This window comes from Janthinobacterium sp. 67 (assembly GCF_002797895.1).
Taxonomy (GTDB): Bacteria; Pseudomonadota; Gammaproteobacteria; order Burkholderiales; family Burkholderiaceae_D; genus Janthinobacterium.
The window spans coordinates 2,436,518-2,453,317 of sequence record NZ_PGES01000001.1 but is presented as its reverse complement, the minus strand read 5'-3'; the positions used below and the strand labels follow the sequence as shown (position 1 = coordinate 2,453,317).

At 66.3% G+C, this 16,800-nt stretch carries 12 protein-coding genes; 10 read left to right on the top strand and 2 right to left on the bottom strand.

Going from position 1 to position 16,800, the window contains the following annotated elements; translation table 11 throughout:
* Nucleotides 1–101: 101 nt before the first annotated feature.
* Nucleotides 102–1,178 carry a LacI family DNA-binding transcriptional regulator gene (locus CLU90_RS11025; RefSeq protein WP_232731161.1) on the bottom strand — a complete coding sequence of 359 codons (1,077 nt, stop codon included), beginning with the start codon at nucleotides 1,176–1,178 and terminating at the stop codon, nucleotides 102–104.
* 361 nt (nucleotides 1,179–1,539) lie between these two features.
* Here CLU90_RS11025 and CLU90_RS11020 point away from each other — a divergent pair, with 361 nt between their 5' ends.
* The 5 genes from CLU90_RS11020 to CLU90_RS11000 all read left to right on the top strand — a co-directional run bounded on the left by CLU90_RS11020 (nucleotide 1,540) and on the right by CLU90_RS11000 (nucleotide 8,860).
* Nucleotides 1,540–3,885 (top strand): TonB-dependent receptor, encoded by a 2,346-nt coding sequence (locus CLU90_RS11020; protein WP_100427937.1) that lies wholly within the window; start codon nucleotides 1,540–1,542, stop codon nucleotides 3,883–3,885.
* A 45-nt stretch (nucleotides 3,886–3,930) separates the two neighbouring features.
* Nucleotides 3,931–5,046, top strand: a complete 1,116-nt coding sequence (locus CLU90_RS11015) for an alpha/beta hydrolase (protein ID WP_100427936.1) — start codon at nucleotides 3,931–3,933, stop codon at nucleotides 5,044–5,046.
* Nucleotides 5,015–5,947, top strand: coding sequence for a GDSL-type esterase/lipase family protein (locus tag CLU90_RS11010; RefSeq protein WP_157808804.1), 933 nt, complete (start codon nucleotides 5,015–5,017; stop codon nucleotides 5,945–5,947). The genes CLU90_RS11015 and CLU90_RS11010 overlap by 32 nt, the downstream gene beginning before the upstream one ends.
* A 4-nt stretch (nucleotides 5,948–5,951) precedes the next feature.
* Nucleotides 5,952–7,034: an alpha/beta hydrolase fold domain-containing protein gene (locus CLU90_RS11005; protein ID WP_100427934.1), complete on the top strand. Its 1,083-nt coding sequence runs from the start codon at nucleotides 5,952–5,954 to the stop codon at nucleotides 7,032–7,034.
* A 74-nt stretch (nucleotides 7,035–7,108) separates the two neighbouring features.
* Nucleotides 7,109–8,860 carry a tannase/feruloyl esterase family alpha/beta hydrolase gene (locus CLU90_RS11000; protein ID WP_100427933.1) on the top strand — a complete coding sequence of 584 codons (1,752 nt, stop codon included), beginning with the start codon at nucleotides 7,109–7,111 and terminating at the stop codon, nucleotides 8,858–8,860.
* A 317-nt stretch (nucleotides 8,861–9,177) separates the two neighbouring features.
* Here CLU90_RS11000 and CLU90_RS10995 read toward each other — a convergent pair whose 3' ends face one another.
* The gene (locus tag CLU90_RS10995; RefSeq protein ID WP_100427932.1) at nucleotides 9,178–9,636 is read right to left on the bottom strand and encodes a tautomerase; all 459 of its coding nucleotides are present in this window, start codon (nucleotides 9,634–9,636) and stop codon (nucleotides 9,178–9,180) included.
* A gap of 62 nt (nucleotides 9,637–9,698) precedes the next feature.
* On the opposite strand from CLU90_RS10995, the gene CLU90_RS30185 reads away from it, so the two are divergent.
* The 5 genes from CLU90_RS30185 (at nucleotide 9,699) to CLU90_RS10975 (ending at nucleotide 16,790) form a co-directional block, all read left to right on the top strand.
* Entirely contained in the window at nucleotides 9,699–10,223 is a 525-nt protein-coding gene (locus CLU90_RS30185) for a DJ-1/PfpI family protein (protein WP_332870864.1), read from the top strand.
* Between the two features lie 6 nt (nucleotides 10,224–10,229).
* Nucleotides 10,230–10,715, top strand: coding sequence for a helix-turn-helix domain-containing protein (locus tag CLU90_RS30180; RefSeq protein ID WP_332870863.1), 486 nt, complete (start codon nucleotides 10,230–10,232; stop codon nucleotides 10,713–10,715).
* A 242-nt stretch (nucleotides 10,716–10,957) separates the two neighbouring features.
* On the top strand, nucleotides 10,958–12,124 hold the full coding sequence (locus CLU90_RS10985) for an efflux RND transporter periplasmic adaptor subunit (protein WP_269799995.1): 1,167 nt from the start codon (nucleotides 10,958–10,960) through the stop codon (nucleotides 12,122–12,124).
* Nucleotides 12,124–15,300 (top strand): efflux RND transporter permease subunit, encoded by a 3,177-nt coding sequence (locus CLU90_RS10980; RefSeq protein ID WP_100427930.1) that lies wholly within the window; start codon nucleotides 12,124–12,126, stop codon nucleotides 15,298–15,300. The genes CLU90_RS10985 and CLU90_RS10980 overlap by 1 nt, the downstream gene beginning before the upstream one ends.
* Complete coding sequence (locus tag CLU90_RS10975) at nucleotides 15,297–16,790, top strand: efflux transporter outer membrane subunit (RefSeq protein ID WP_100427929.1); 1,494 nt, start codon at nucleotides 15,297–15,299, stop codon at nucleotides 16,788–16,790. Before CLU90_RS10980 ends, CLU90_RS10975 begins: the two co-directional genes overlap by 4 nt.
* Nucleotides 16,791–16,800: the final 10 nt, after the last annotated feature.

Sequence of the window (16,800 nt, the reverse complement as noted above, 5' to 3'; positions counted from 1 at the left end):
GCGTCAGCCGACCGGCTCGATCTGGTGGCGGATGCATACAGGGGCGGGCGAACCTGCGGGCGAACCTGCGGGCAAATCGTGATGCCAGTGGTCGCGAACGGCTAGCTTGCGGCGCGCGGTCCGCTGCCGCTGCTCTCCCGTATCACCAGCGACGATGCGAGCTGCAACTGCCGCGGCGGCGTGCCCGACAATTGCGCCAGCAGACTGTCGACCAGCGCCTTGCCGGCGTCGATCATCGGCGTGCGCACGGAGCTGAGTGGCGGCTGAAAATTGGAGGCGGTGATGATGTCGTCGTAGCCGATCACGCGCACGTCGTCAGGCACTTTTTTGCCGAGCGCCGCCAATGCGCCGATCGCGTTCATCGCCATCGGGTCGGTGGAGGCGAAAATTCCGTCGAAGCCGCCGTCACGCGGATAGCGCTCGGTGATCGCGGCGACCACCGATTCGCGCGACTGGTTGGCCGCCAGCGTCAGGTCGGCGGCGGGAACCAGCCCGCGCGCGTGATGGGCCTGCAGATAGCCGGTGTGGCGCTGGCTGATCTCGGGCAGCGCCGTGTCGCCCAGGAAGGCGATGCGCCGCACGCCCGCGTCCAGCAAGTGCGACGTCGCCAGGAAGCCGCCCTGCACGTCGTCGCCGCCCACCGAACCGTACAATTGCCCGGGCAGCCGCGCGCCCCACACCACGAAGGGCAAGCCTTGCACGGCCATCGCCGTCAATTGGTCATGATGCCCCCACTGGCCGATCAGGATAAAGCCGAGGCACCGCCCTCCCTTGTACGCCTCCGCCGCCAGATCGAGACGGTCGGCCGACACCCGTGACAGCAGCATGTCCATGCCGCATGCGGTCAGGGCATCGGCGATGCTGCCGATCAGCGTGAGAAAGAACGGTTCCGACAGCGGCAATTGCTCGACCGGGTCGTACGGCACCACCACCGAGATGGTGCGGTTTTGATTCAGGCGCAGATTCCTGGCGCTGGCATCGACGCTGTAATTGCTCGTTTTGGCCAGTTCGGTGATGCGCTTGCGGGTTTCCTCGCCGATGCGCCCGGTTCCGGACAGCACCCGCGACACGGTCGAGCGCGACACGCCGGCCATGCGCGCGATGTCTTCCATCTGCGTGCGCGATGGCCGCTGGAAAGGTGAAACCAAGCTGTCGTCCGGCTGCTTCTTGTCAGTCATTGTGAATCCCGATAACTATTTAAAAATGGCGATGCTCGCTCGCCGGGCATCTTACACCGGGCGTGCCCAACCTTCGCAACGCACGTGTCCGATGAAAAGGCAACCGATTGCGCAAAATGCCCATTCCTGCATACACGTTTTCAGCTTCAAAATCATTATAAAAGTTTCTTCCCATTTGAATTGTTAGCTTTTAACAACAAAAAATTAAGTTATTGCAGGCAATCCCCGGAAATGCGATAGTGAGCAATCGATTGCGCAAAAGCGACATTCAGATTGCTAGCCATCAAAACCCGGTACGACCGGGGTGGCGGCGCGTCGAGCACGAGGACAAGCTCGGAAACTAAAAAATCAAGGAGACCAGATGAAGTTTCAACTCACCCCCCTTTCCCTGGCGTGCGCCATGCTGGTGCAGGCCGCTGGCGCCCACGCGCAGGAGGCCGCGGTCAAGGCAGCCGACACGGGCACGCTCGAAGCGGTGACCATCACCGCCCAGCGCCGTTCGGAAGTGCTGTCGAAGGCGCCGCTCGCGGTCAGCGTGGTCAGCCAGAAGGCGCTGGATGCCCAGGGCATCACTTCGCTGACCGACATCGCCTCGTCGGTGCCCAACATGGCCGTTGCCAGCAACGGCTTCTCGATGCGCGGCATAGGCAGCAACGCCTCTTTCGGCGGTTATTCGACGGTCGCGGTCCATGTCGACGGCATCTACGAACCGAACTATCAAGTGCTGAGCCTCGGGTTGTACGACGTCGGCCGCATCGAAGCGCTGCGCGGCCCGCAGGGCACGGTGTACGGCCGCAACGCCACCGTCGGCGTCGTCAATGTGATCACCGCGCGTCCGACCGCGCGCCAGCAACTGTTCGGCGACGTCAGTTATGGCGACCACAACGACGTGACCGCGCGCGCCGTGGTGAATGTGCCGGTATCCGAGACGCTGCTTCTGCGCGCCTCCGCACTGCGGCGTACCAGCGATGGTGACGAGCCGGGCAGGGCGGTCTCCAGTCGCTACGGCAAGGTCGACCTGTCGAGCGCGCGTCTGGCTGCGGCCTGGCAATTGAGCGACAGCCTGAAATGGAACGTGTCGTTGAGCAAGCTGGAAGACAAGGGCACGATTGCGGCGGCCCACAGCGTCGCCTATAACTACTTCCCCGACGCCAACATCGCCGCCGGCACCCTGGGCAAGCGTGTCACCGTGCCGGTCGACACCAACGTCGGCGGCATCGGCGGCGGCGGTACTGGCACCGGCATCCGCAAGGATCTGGCCCAGACGGGGCTGCGTTCATCGCTGGTGTGGGCCGTCAACGACGATTGGACGGTGACCTACCTGGCCGGCTTGACCAAGCTGGTCAACAACGGCGTCGACCTCAACTCCGGCATCTTCAGTCTCTACAACAAAGACAACAAGACCATCACCCGCAGCCACGAATTGAACGTCAATTACGAGAGCGACCGCCTCAAACTGGTCGGCGGCCTGTACGATTACCGTGACAAGCAGACCGGACTCTATGGGGTGCGCATCGGCAACGTGCTGCCGGCGCCGCTGGCGGGCGTGCTGCCGCCGGGCTTCGCCTTCGCCCCCGGTGTGGGCAACCTGCCGTCCGGCTATGGCAACCTCGACGCGGCAGTGCGCAACAACGCGTTGAAGAATACCTCCCGGGCAGCCTTCGGCCAAGCCACCTACAGCGTCTCCAATGTCTGGCGCATGACCCTGGGCCTGCGAGGCACGCGCGACACGGCGCTGACCGACACCGACACCCAGGCTTGCCAGTACGGGACCATGCAGGCGCTGGCGGCCAACTTGCCGTGCGGCGTGCCGTTCGGCCCGGCGGTCAACGCTTCCGGCACCACCAGCTCGCGCAACACCAGCTACAAAGTGACCTCCGAGTTTGACCTGAGCAAAACCGACATGTTGTACGCCACCGTGTCGACCGGCTATCGCGGCGGCGGCGTCACGCCGAACGTGGCGACTCCGTACCTGACCTACAAGCCCGAGACCCTGACCAGCTTCGAGGCGGGATGGCGTGGCCGGCTGCGGGGCGACACATTGGGTCTGAATCTGACGGCCTTCAGCATGGATTACAAGGATCTGCAGGTGAGCACCATCGGCAAGAATCTGTCGGGCAACAACACCGTCGTGACCGGCAACGCGGCCACCGCGCGCGTGCGCGGCATCGAGGCCGAGCTCGATTGGAGGGTCACGCGCCAGGATCATCTGCAGGGCTTTCTTACCCTGCTCGACGCCAAGTTCGGCACCGTCGCGCCGGGCATCGACAACGCCAACGCCGTCGACGCGCTGTACAACAATTTCGCGCCGACGCCGATCAACACCGCCCCGCTCGACAACAGCGGCCGCCGCTTGCCCAACGCGCCCAAGGTCAGCGCACGCCTGCGCTACGCCCATACCGTCGAGCTGGGCGCCAACGGGCAATGGACGCCATCGATCCAGACGTATTGGCAGAGCGGCAGCCATTCGGTCATCGACAGCCTCTCCAGCACCGATCCGCTGCTCGGCTACCGCAAGGCCTACAGCAAGACCGACCTCAACCTCGACTGGCAAAGCCAGGACAGGCGCTGGAACGTCAACGCCCACGTCTACAACGCCGAGGACCGCAAGGTCTACACCACCAACACGCAGATCGTGGCGCTCAGTATCGCGTCGTACATGCCGCGGCGCAGCTTCGGCCTGCGTGTCGGCTACACCTTTTATTGAACGTGACCGCGCATTCAACAATATCCAACCAACGGAGTCCAGCGCATGCTAAGTAAAGTCTTTCGGCCAGCCATCCGTTCGCCCGAAGTGGGCGGCGACGGCTCGCTGATTTTCCGGGTGGAGGCGCCGGCGGCGCGTCAGGTGCGGGTCGAGCTCGACGCGCTGGCGGTGCCGCTGCCGCTGGACCGCGCCGCCGACGGCATCTGGCGCGGCAGCAGCCCGGTGCTGCCGCCAGACCTGTATTGCTACCGGCTCGTCATCGACGGCGTGTCCGTACTCGACCCCGCCAACCCGTGGATCAAGCCGTCCAGCACGGGCCTGGGGGAGAGCATGGTCTTGCTGCCGGGCCAGCCCGACGCCGCTGCGTTGCCGTGGCAGCATGGCGACGTGCCGCGCGGGCTGGTGGCGCGCCATAGTTACCGCTCCGCCGCCATCGGCGGCGACCGCGAGTTCCACGTCTACACCCCGCCCGGTTATGACCGGCGTTCCGGCCGCGCCTACCCGGTGCTGTATATGCTGCATGGCCTGGGTGATACCGCCGGCGCCTGGTTCAACGCCGGCCGCGCCGACGTCATGCTCGACGCGCTGATTCACGACGGCCGCTGCCGGCCCATGCTGGTGGTATGCCCGTCCGGGCATTGCGATCCAGGCATGGCCAGCGACCTGCCGCCGCCGTCCGCCGGGGTAGCGCTGCGCAATATCGAGCTGTTGGGCGCCAGTCTGCTCGACGAGGTGTTGCCGCTGGTCGAGCGGAGCTACTCGGTCGATGTCGGGCGGCGGGGCAGGGCGGTCGGCGGCTTGTCGATGGGCGGCGCGCAGGCGCTGTTCGTCGGTCTGAACGCGCCGCACCGCTTTGCCCATGTCGGCGCGTTCAGCCCCGCCACCTTCATGTTCGAGGGCGACTTCGAGGCCTGCCTGCGGCAGGCGCCATCGCCGGTGGCGGTGCCGCACCTGTCCCTCAGTTGCGGGCGCGACGACTTTTTGTTCGACGACGTCCGTGGCTTCGCCGACTGGCTGGCCGCACGCGGCGTCGCGCACCGTTGGCAAGTGGTCGATGGCGCGCATGCATGGCCCGTCTGGCGGCGCAATTTCATCGATTTTGTCGCTACATTATTTAATGAGGATCATCATGACGACTCACTTGACAACTCTGGCGCGTAGGCGCCTGGCCGCCGCTGCCGCCGCGCTGTGCTGCGCGCTGCCGGCGGCCGCCGCGACGCCATCCCCGAACACGCAAGGCATGGTCGAGGCACCTTGCGACGGCTTGCCGGCGCTGCCCGACGTGCCGCGCGCGCTGGTCGACATGTTCATCGAGCCCGGCGCCATGCGTCCCGCCGAACTGGAGCGCCTGCTTACCGGACCGGTCATGGCGCAGCGGGCGCGGGCCGAGGAGACGCGGCGCCAGCTCGACTGGCCGGACCTGTGCCGCTACGCCGCCGCCAACGCCGTCGTGAAGGCGGCCGGCACCGCCGTCGACGGTGTCTTCCTGGGCGACTCGATTACCGAGTTGTGGTCCGAGTCGGCGGCCCGGGTGTTCGGCGACCGCTGGCTCAATCGCGGCATCGCGGGACAGACCTCGCCGCAGATCCTGTTGCGCTTTGCCGCCGACGTGGTGGCGTTGCGGCCCCGTTTCGTCCACCTCATGGCGGGCACCAACGATATCGCCGGCAACACCGGTCCCACTTCGGCGCGGCGCTATCAGGACAACATCGAGGCCATGGTGGCGATCGCCAAGCGTCAGGGCATAGCCGTGCTGCTGGCGAGCATCCCGCCGGCGGCCAGCATGCCCTGGCGGCCCAGTCCCGGCACGCCGGCGCGCATCGAGTCGCTGAACCGCTGGCTCAAGGCGCTGGCGGTCACCGAGGGCCTGGTCTACGTCGACTACCATGCCGTGCTGGCGGCGCCGGATGGCGCGTTCCGCGCGGACTTTTCGAACGATGGCGTCCATCCGAACAACCGGGGCTATGCGCGCATGAAAAGCGTGCTGGAATCGGCGCTCAGCCGATTGCCCGAGAAGGGATCGTCAACCGGGCGCGCCGCCACACCTACCGTCAAGGAGTAACAGCATGAGCGAGTCCGATTTCAAGGCAGTGCAGACGGCGCCACGGCGCGCCTTTTTAAGCGCGTGCGGCGCGCTGGCGGCCGCCGTTGCGGCGCACGGAGCGGCCCGGGCGGCGACGCCAGTCTCGGCGGCGCCGGGGCTGATACCGCTGCCCCCGACGGTGTCGGCCGGCTGGCCCAAGATGTTCGCGGACCTGGCGGCCTTCCCCAAACCGGCGCTGCCGTCGCCGGACGATGTGGAAGCCTGGGATGCCCTGCGCCAGCGCCTGGCGGCGATGTTCGAGGAAATGAGCCGCGAGCGCGTCGCCGCCACCGGCGTGCGATCGCGCAAGGACACGCTCGGCGGCGTGCCGGTGATATGGCTGGAGCCGCCGCACGTGCGGCGCCGGGACTGCCTGATCGTGTATGCCCACGGCGGCGCCTACACGCTCGGCACGGCCGGCTCGACGCTGCTGGCGCCGGCGCAAATGGCGCTGGCGACGGGCTTTTGCGTCGTCTCGATCGACTACACCACGGCGCCGCGCGCGAAGTGGGAACGCACCACCGACGACGTGGGCAAGGTGTTCTCCGCACTCTACGCCAATGGCTACGCGCCGCGCCGGATCGGCTGCTTCGGCGACTCGGCCGGCGGCGGCCTGCTGGCGGGCGCCTTGCTGCGCATGCGCGACCGCAACATACCATTGCCGGCCGCCGCCGCGCTGTGGTCGCCCTGGGCCGATCTCGACTTCCAGGGCGACACCTTGCTCACCCTGGCCACCGCCGATCCCATCGTTTCCAAGGAAGCATTGCGGCCGAGCCGCGACGCCTATGTCGGCGCAGGCGAGCGGCGCAATCCGTACGCCTCGCCGGTGTATGGCAACTACAGCAAAAACTATCCGCCGACCCTGGTGCAATGCGGCTTGCGCGAGGTCTTGCTGTCGGACTCGGTGCGCTTGTACCAGGCGATGGCCGCCGGCGGCGTCGCCGTGACGCTCGATGCCTACGAGGGCATGCCGCACGTGCATCAGACGATGGCCGACACCAGCCCGGAAGCCCGGCGCGCCATCGCCAAGACGGTGGCCTTTTTAATCGGCCACGTCGAATCCTGACGCCACGCCCTGCCGAATCAAGGGGGTGCCGTCCGGCTTCGCTTTTATCAAGTTAATCACATCGGGATAACACCATGACACGCTGCTTCGTTCGATACAAACAACGCCCGCCTGCCGCCGCGGTGCTGCTCGCCTGCCTGGGCGCCATCGCCACCGCACCGTCCTTCGGCGCCAGCTTCGAGCAACGTTGCCTGGCGATGGCTGACAAGGCGCCACCGTCCAGTACCTCCAGCACTTTCCGCGTGCGGCAGGCGATCTATCATGCCGAGGGCGAGCCCCAGGAAATCCGCCTGGAGCAGGGCGGCGCGCGCATGGCCAAATTGCCGGCCCACTGCGAATTGATCGCCGAGACGCCGGCGCGCCAGGCCGACGGCCAGCGTTACTCCCTGCGTTTCCGCCTGAGGCTGCCGTCGGACTGGAACAACCGTTTCCTGTTCCAGGGTGGTGGCGGCAGCAACGGCGACATCGGCGACGCCACCGGCAAGCTGTATGGCGCCGACGACACCGCCATCGAACGGCGTTACGCGGTGCTGAGCCAGGACTCCGGCCACGACAACGCCAGCAACAACGACCCGCTGCGCGGCGGAGCGATGGTGTTCGGTTCCGATCCGACCGCGCGCAGCGACTACGGCCACGCGTCGCTCAAGCGCAGCGCCGACGCCGGCCTTTGGCTGGTGCGCCAGTACTACGGACAAAAACCGCGCTATAACTATTTCGTCGGCTGTTCCAAGGGCGGGCAGGAGGGCATGGCGTTCGCCCAGCGCTACCCCGAAATATTCGATGGCATCATCGCTTCCGCACCGGGCTTCGCGCTGCCCAAGGCGGCCCTGGCGGAGGCCTGGGACACGCGCGCCTTCAGCCGTGTTATCCAGGCGCCCGGCGGCGCCGGCTTCGACGTGTCGCGCCTGCATACCGCCTTCAACGGCGTGCAGCTCAAGCTGGTGCGCGAGGCCGTCCTCGACGCCTGCGACGCCGACGATGGCCTGCGCGACGGGATGGTCGCCGACGTGGACCGCTGCACCGATCCGAAGGTGCTGGCGCAGCTGCGCAAAAAGACCTGTACGGCCGGTGGCGCGACGGCCGGCTGCCTGAGTGTGACGCAGATCGACGCGCTGGTCGAATCGATGCGCGGGCCGTTGGGCAGCGCCGGTCAGTCTCTCTATAGCCGCTGGTACTGGCCGTCCGGGATCGATAGTCCGGCGTGGCGCGTATGGAAGATCGGCTCGGAAGATGGCCAGGTGCCGCCGCTTAACGTGGTGCTGGGTGGCCAGGCGCTGGCCTCGGTGTTCAGCACGCCGCCGGTGATGTTGCCGCCGGGACCGCAGGCGCTGGCCGACTATCAGGTCGGACTTGACTTCGACAGCGCGGCGGCCAAGGTCCAGGCGGTGGCGGCGCCATTCCGGCACTCGGCCTGGGAAGACATCTCCGCGCGCTCGACCGACCTGACGCGCTTCAAGGCGCGTCACGGCCGCCTGATGGTTCCGCATGGCGAATCCGATCCGGTGTTTTCGCTGGCCGACACGCTCGACTGGTTCGAGCAGTTGAACCGGCGCGAGCATGGCCGGGCCGGCGAGTTCGCGCGGGTGTTTCCTGTGCCGGGAATGTGCCACTGCTCGGGCGGTCCGGCCACGACGCAGTTCGATTCCCTGGCGGCGATGGTGGACTGGGTGGAGCACGGCCGCGCGCCGGACCGTCTCGAGGCCAGCGCCGGACCGGACACGCCATGGCCGGGCCGGACCCGCCCACTTTGCCCGTATCCGCAAGTGGCGCGCTACCGCGGCAATGGCGATCCCGAAAAGGCGGAGAATTTCGCTTGCACGCCTTGATAGCTCAGGCCTTCCGACCGCCTACACCAGATTGATCAGGTGGGCGTGCCAGCGCTCGCGTCAAGCTCAACCCTGCCGTCACATCATGGCTCCATCGGGTGAGCGGTGGCCTATTCGTGTGGTCCGGGGTTAAAGGGACATTACCAAGGCAGAACTGGAACTCGATACCATGCCCCCGATACCGCTGTCGCGGCGGTCTGCTCTCAAATGGAGTCGGTCGTCGTGGCGTAATGCAATGGCGCCCGGCTCGTCCATCGAGTCCGGCAGCGAACTGCCGCCGGATGGTGCCGGCGCAGCCAGGCCGCGTTTTGACCGCGTCAGGCGCGGGGAAGCAATGCCTGAAGGTGCGCATAGCCTGCTGCCTGTGCGAAGTCGGGCAGTCGCCAGATGGCGTCATTGACACCCCAGGTGCCGTCGACGACATGGTGGAGGATGACGGATGTCGCCAACTGCCGTTTCTCGGCCGCTGGCAGAGATTGCTGGAACGCCGCGTGGACCAAATCGACATACATGGCCTGGGACGCGTCGTCCAGGACGCCGGCCGGAACGTAGATCACGGCAAGGCAGGGCAGCAATCGTGCGCTCATGTCGCTTGCGCCGCAGGTCCAAGCGCCTGGCTCCACTTCGTCGATGAGCACCCAGCACATTGACCGTTTCCGCGGGTCGTCGGGAATTTGCTCCGCGGCGGCGGCAGCGTCGTTGAGCTTTTGTACCAGGATGGCGCGATGTTCGCTTGGAAATGCACCTTTCGGTATCTTGACGAGAATGTTAGGCATGGTCAGCTTTTCTGTGTGTGGATCGGAGCTTGTATTACAACCTCGATTGATGCAGACTCACAGTGTCTGTTTTGACATATTTCGAGCTATTTCAGCCAATGCATGATTTCACGGTTCTGGTCTTGTCAGGCGCCTTTGCGTCGAGTGTCGCGCTGACCCTCGATATGTTATCGGCCGCCGCGTCGCTGGCTGCCACTGCCGCTTGCGCGACGCCGCGTTGGCGTGTGGTCACAACGCAGGGCGCCATCAAGCTTGGGCACGGCATGACCATCGACGCCACAATTCTGCCGAAAACCGCTCGTCCGGATGGTTCTACCTGGATCATTCCCGGCCTCGGCCTGGAGAGTCCGCCCGCCATCAAGGAGCGCCTGGCGCAGCCCGACGCGCTGCGGGCCGTGCAGGCCTTGCAAGCGCATGTGCAAGCAGGAGGTACCGTGGCAGCGTCGTGCTCGGCCGTTTTTCTGCTGCAGTCCGCCGGTCTGCTGGCAGGACGACGGGTCAGTACGTCATGGTGGCTGGCGCCGCTATTGCAGCAGCTCGAGCCGCGCTGCGTGGTCGATGCCGACCGCATGGTGATACGCGATTGAACGGTCGTGACCGCCGGAGCGGCGCTCGCGCAGACCGATTTGATGCTGCACCTGTTGAGCACGCAGTTCAGCCCGGTGCTTGCCGACGCCGTATCGCGCGCGCTGTTGATCGATGGCAGACAATCCCAGGCACAATTCATCGTTCCTGCCATGCTCGCCAATGGCAATGCATTGATCGCGAAGCTGGTGGAACGTTTCGAGTCCGCCTTGCCCGATCCGCCCGGCGTTGCGGCGTTGGCGGCGGAATTTTGCATGTCCGAGCGCACGCTCTCGCGGCACGTGCGCCTCGCCACGGGGCGCAGTACGTCGGCATTGCTGCAGAGCGTACGGCTCAACAAGGCACGCATGCTGCTCGAAACGAGCAAACTGACGGTTGAGCAAGTGGCTGAGCGCGTGGGCTATGTCGATACGACGGCACTTCGGCGCCTGATGCGCAAAGTGATAGGGGTGACGCCAAGGCAATTTCGACCGGCAGTTTCATCCCCATTGTAACGAACCGGGCAACTCGGCGGCGGGGCAATCTGCGCACCGCAATCAGCTTGCCCAAGTACGGCAAAGTCCGCACCCTTGCGCCCGGCCAGGCGCCCGCCCGGCACATTGTCGATAACAACTCCGTCCGGTACAGCGCGCAAACTTGAAAATGCTTGACCTTCCTAGTGTGTCAGGTCGGATAAAGGTCATGGGAGTTGTTTCAGCTCAACAAAACCATGTCGACTCCAGTCGCGAAAGGCACAATGATGAAAGTCACACCAATAACCCTGATTACCGCGGTGCTGGGTACCGCGCTTGCCGTCAGCGGATGCAAGCAGACGGCATCGCCTGCCGCTGCGGCCAAGCCGCCCGGCGTTCCCGTTGCCGAAGTGATCGTGCGCCAGGCAACACCGTACGTCGAGTTCAACGGCTCGCTGACCGCCGTCAAGCGGGTCGAGTTGCGCCCGCAGGTGGCCGGTTACCTGCAGGACGTGAGCGTGCCGGAAGGCCGCTTTGTTGAGAAGGGCAGCAAGCTCTTCGTGATCGATCCGCGCGTGTTCCAGGCGGCTGTGCATGCCGCCACGGCGCGCCTGCGCGAGGCCGAGGCGGCGTCGATGCTGGCGCAGGCCGAGCATGAACGGGCTGAACAGCTGTTCGCCACGAAGATTGTCGCGCGCGACCGTCTCGACGTGGCGACGGCGGCCCTGCATGCGGGCAAGGCACAGGTCGACGCCGCCAAGGCCGCGCTCGACGCCGCGCAGCTGGAGCTAAGTTTTACGCGCGTCACGGCGCCGATCAGCGGACGTGTCGGCCAAGTGCTGGTGACCGAGGGCAACTACGTCGCCAGCGGCGTGACGCCCCTGACGACGATCGTTTCCATCGATCCCCTGCACGTGTATTTCGATGTCGATGAACGCACCTATTTGCGCTCGCTCGCCGCCGGCCGCGCCAGCGCCACCGCGCGTGGGGCGCAGGCGGCCAAGGTCATGGTGGCATTGGCCACGGACAAGACATATGTACGTCCCGGCCGCGTCGATTTCCTGGCCAACGCCGCCGACCGCGGCACGGGCACGGTGCGCGTCCGCGCCGTGGTCGACAACCCCGATGGGAAACTCACGCCCGGCCTGTTTGCCAAGGTCAGGCTGGAGACGGGGGCGCAGCAAGCCAGGGTGCTGGTGTCCGATCAATCGATAGGCACGGACCAGGGGCGCCGCTATGTGCTGGTGGTGGGCAAAGGCGACAAGACGGAGTTCCGTCCCGTCGAGCTTGGTCCGATGGTCGACGGTTTGCGCGTGATCGAGCAGGGGCTGCAGCCGGGCGAGCGCATCGTCGTCAAGGGTCTCGTGCGCCCTGGCATGCAGGTGACGCCGCAGCCGGCCGGCATCGACGGCACGCCCGTCGCCGTGCCGAAAACCTCGGGAGCCGCGTAATGTCCTTCCCACGTTTCTTCATCGACCGTCCGATCTTTGCCATCGTCCTCTCGGTCCTGATGGTGCTCGCCGGCATCGTCGCCTTCTTCCAGATGCCTCTCAGCGAGTATCCTGCCGTGACGCCGCCGACCGTGCAGGTGAGCGCCGCCTATCCTGGCGCCAATCCCAAGGTGATCGCCGAAACGGTGGCGGCGCCGCTCGAGCAGGCCATCACCGGGGTCGAGGGCATGCAGTACATGTCGTCGCAATCGGCAACCGACGGCCGCATGACCCTGACCGTCACTTTCGCGCAGGGGACGAATGCCGACATGGCGCAGGTCCAGGTGCAGAACCGGGTCGCGCGTGCGCTGCCGCGTTTGCCTGAAGAAGTGCAGCGGCAGGGCGTCGTCACGCAGAAAACCTCGCCGGACATCCTGATGGTGGTGCACCTGCTGTCGCCCGACAAGCGCTACGATCCCCTGTACATCTCGAATTACGCCTACCTGCAGGTGCGCGACGAGCTGTCCCGCATTCCCGGCATCAGCGACGTCCTCGTCTGGGGCGCGGGCGAATACAGCATGCGGCTATGGCTCGACCCGAACCTGATCGCCGCACGCGGCCTGACGGCCGGCGAGGTGATTGCCGCCGTGCGCGAACAGAACGTGCAGGTGGCCGCCGGTTCCGTCGGCCAGTCGCCCGATTCCAGCGCCGCCTTCCAGGTGACGGTCAACACGCTCGGACGCTTGACCGACGAGGAACAGTTCGGCGACATCATCATCCGCACGGGCGCCGAAGGCCAGGTGACGCGTTTGCGCGACGTGGCCCGCATCGAGATGGGCGCCGACGCGTATGCGCTGCGCAGCCTGCTGGACGGCGAGCCGGCCGTCGCCTTGCAAATCATTCAAAGCCCAGGCGCCAATGCGCTCGACGTTGCGCAGGCGGTACGCGATACCATGCAGCGGCTGGAGGAAAACTTCCCGGCAGGACTGAGCTCGCGCATCGCCTATGACCCGACGGTGTTTGTGCGTGCCTCGCTGGAATCGGTGGCAACGACCTTGCTCGAGGCGATCATTCTCGTCGTCATCGTGGTGGTGCTGTTCCTGCGCAACTGGCGCGCGTCGCTGATTCCCCTCATGGCGGTACCTGTGTCGCTGATCGGCACCTTCGCCGTCATGCATCTGATGGGCTTCTCGCTCAACACCCTGTCCCTGTTCGGCCTGGTGCTGTCGATCGGCATCGTCGTCGATGACGCCATCGTGGTAGTCGAGAACGTCGAACGCCACATCGAAAATGGCGAGGAGCCCAGGCAAGCGGCAAGGCGCGCCATGGATGAGGTCACGGGCCCCATCATCGCGATCACCTCGGTGCTTGCCGCCGTGTTCATTCCGACCGCCTTCCTGAGTGGCTTGCAGGGCGAGTTCTACCGCCAGTTCGCGCTGACGATCGCCATCTCGACCATCTTGTCGGCCGTCAATTCGCTCACGCTCAGCCCGGCGCTTGCCGGCCTGCTGCTCAAACCCCGCAAGGCTGGCGCCGTGCCTGACCCGCGCAGCCTGCGTGGCCGCGCCGAGCGCCTGTTGCAGATGCTGGGCCGGCCGTTCCAGCGCGCGCCGGATGCCTATGGCAACACGGTGCGCAAAGTCGTCAGGGTCAGCGGCGTGGCCTTGCTCGTCTACGGCGGCCTGCTCGCGCTGACCTTCTTCGGCTTCAAGGCCGTGCCGCCCGGCTTCGTGCCGATGCAGGACAAATACTATCTGGTGGCGATCGCGCAGTTGCCCAACTCGTCATCGCTGGACCGGACCGACGCGGTCGCCAAGGAAATGTCCAGGATTGCGCTGGCCGAGCCTGGCGTCGAAAGCGTCGTCGCCTTCCCCGGCTTGTCGATCAACGGCTTCGTCAACGTGCCGAACGCGGCCGTCATGTTCGTCATGCTTGACCCGTTCAAGGCGCGCACGACGCCCGATCTCACGGCGAATGCGATCGCCGGGCGCCTGCAGGCGAAGTTCGCCGGCATTCCCGACGGTTTCCTCGGCGTGTTCCCGCCGCCGCCAGTGCCCGGCCTTGGCGCGACCGGCGGCTTCAAGATGCTGGTCGAGGACCGTGGCAGCGCCGGGCTCGATGCCCTGGTGCGGCAGACGCATATCCTGATGACCAAGGCCAGCGAGTCGGGACAGGTGGCCGGACTCATGACCAGCCTGGACGTCAATGCCCCGCAGCTCGAGGTCGCCATCGACCGCACCCAGGTCAAGAGCCAGGGCGTGCGCCTGGCCGACGTGTTCGAGTCGCTGCAGATCTATCTCGGTTCCCTCTATGTCAACGATTTCAACCGCTTCGGCCGGACCTACAAGGTAACGGCCCAGGCCGATGCGGAGCATCGCATGCAGGCCGAGGCCATCGGCCGCTTGCAGGTGCGCAATGCGGCCGGCGACATGCTGCCCTTGTCGTCGTTCGTCACCGTCACGCCCAGTTCCGGTCCCGACCGCGTGGTTCACTACAATGGCTATCCCTCGGCCGACATCTCGGGCGGCGCGATGGCCGGTGTCAGTTCGGGACAGGCGGTGGCGGTCATGGAACAGCTGGCCAAGGAGGTGCTGCCTGAAGGCATGAGCTTTGAATGGACCGACCTTACCTATCAGCAAAAGCTGGCCGGCGATTCGGCGCTGTTCATCTTCCCGCTGTGCGTGCTGCTCGCCTATCTGATCCTGGCCGCGCAGTACAACAGCTGGCTGTTGCCGCTGGCCGTCCTGCTGATCGTGCCGATGTGTTTGCTGAGCGCCATCATCGGCGTGTGGCTGGCGGGTGGCGACAACAACATCTTCGTGCAGATCGGGCTCATCGTGCTTGTCGGATTGGCCGCCAAGAACGCCATCCTCATTGTCGAGTTCGCCCGTAGCCTGGAAATGGAAGGGGCGAGCGCGCTCGATGCCGTCATCGAGGCTTGCCGGTTGCGGCTGCGGCCCATCCTGATGACCTCGCTTGCCTTCATCGCCGGCGTCGTGCCGCTGGTCTTCGCCAGTGGCGCCGGCTCCGAGATGCGCCAGGCCATGGGCATCGCGGTGTTCGCCGGCATGCTGGGCGTGACACTGTTCGGACTGTTCCTCACGCCCGTGTTTTATGTGGTGATGCGCGCCCTGGCGGTCCGCTTCGAACGCCACAAGCCAACGACCCAGACAAGCATGCACAGGAGCACGACATGAATCGCCCGTATCAAACAATTTTAGTCTCATTGAGTGGGCTCACGTTGCTGGCCGGCTGCGCGGTCGGACCCGATTATGCGCCGCCCTTGCCGCCGCCGCTGTCCGCATCGCAGTTTTCCGGCAGCGCAGGCCAGGCCTACGCCGGTCTTGTGCCGGGAGCGGTCGAGGTAGAGTGGTGGCGCAGCTTCGACGACCCGGCGCTGGTCGCCCTGATCCAGCGGGCGCTGGCGGCCAACCACGACGTCGGCATCGCTGCCGCCCGGCTCGCGCAGGCAAAAGCCTTGCTGCGCGAAGACAGGCAGGGCTTCCTGCCGCAAGGCGGCGCCGCGCTCGGGTATGAGAAGCGCCGCCTGAGCAAGAGCGAAACGCTGCCCGGCCAGCCGCGCCAGAGCGAAAGCTATCGCGGCACCGTCGATGCGTCTTGGGAAATCGACCTGTTCGGCCGCGTGCGGCGGTCCGTGGAGGCGGGCCAGGCGCAGGCGGGCTCGCGCGAGGCCTTGCTGCGCGGCGTGCAGGCGGGCGTCGCCGCCGCAGTGGCTGCCACCTGGTTCGAGCTGGGCGGCATCGAAGCTGAACTCGCTGTCGTGGCCAGCATCACCCAAAGCCAGCGCGACAGCCTGGCGCTGGTCGAACGCATGGTGAGCGCAGGCACTGCCAGTGAACTCGACCGGCTCCGTGCCGAGGCCTTGCTGCGCTCGGTGGAGGTGGCCGCGCCGGAACTGGAGCGCCGCCGCGCGGCCTCCGTCAACGCACTGGCCGTCCTGCTTGGCGAAGTGCCGCAGACGTTCAGCCTTCCCGCCGCCACGCCGCCAAGGGACGCGCTGACGGTGCGGACGATTGCCGTGGGCGATCCCGCCGGGCTCCTCGCGCGGCGCGCCGATATCGCGGAGGCCGAGCGCAACCTTGCCGCGGCGACCGCCCGCATCGGGGTGGAGACGGCGGGCCTGTATCCCGAGGTCCAGGTAACGGGTTCCATCGGACTCGTCGCGGGCAGCCTCGATGCGATGGGCGACGCCGGCATGCAATCGAGCTTTCTCGGCCCCGTCATCCGCTGGAATCTGCTCGACACGGGGCGCGTGCGCGCCCGCGTCGCCGCCAGCGAGGCACGCGCCCGGGAAGCCCTGATCGCCTACGACCGGGCCGTCCTGCGCGCACTCCAGGAAACGGACGATGCCTTCAAGGCTTATGACACGGCAGGCAGCACGCTAGGCTTGCGGATGCTGGAGTCGGCGGCAAACCGCGAGGCTGCGCGTCTTGCCAGGCTACAATTTTCGGCAGGCGCCGGCCTCTACCTGGACGTGCTCGAAGCGGAACGGGCCGACTTCGCCAGCCGGCGTGCGCTGGCCGTCGCCCGCACCAACCAGCGGCTTGCCGTTGTCAGCATCTACAAGGCGCTGGGCGGCGGCTGGGAGATCTGCGCGCAGGCAAGCGACGGCTGTGAAGGCGCCGGGTCGCTTCCGCGGACGAAGCAACTCGCCGGCAGGCCTTGACCTGCCTGTG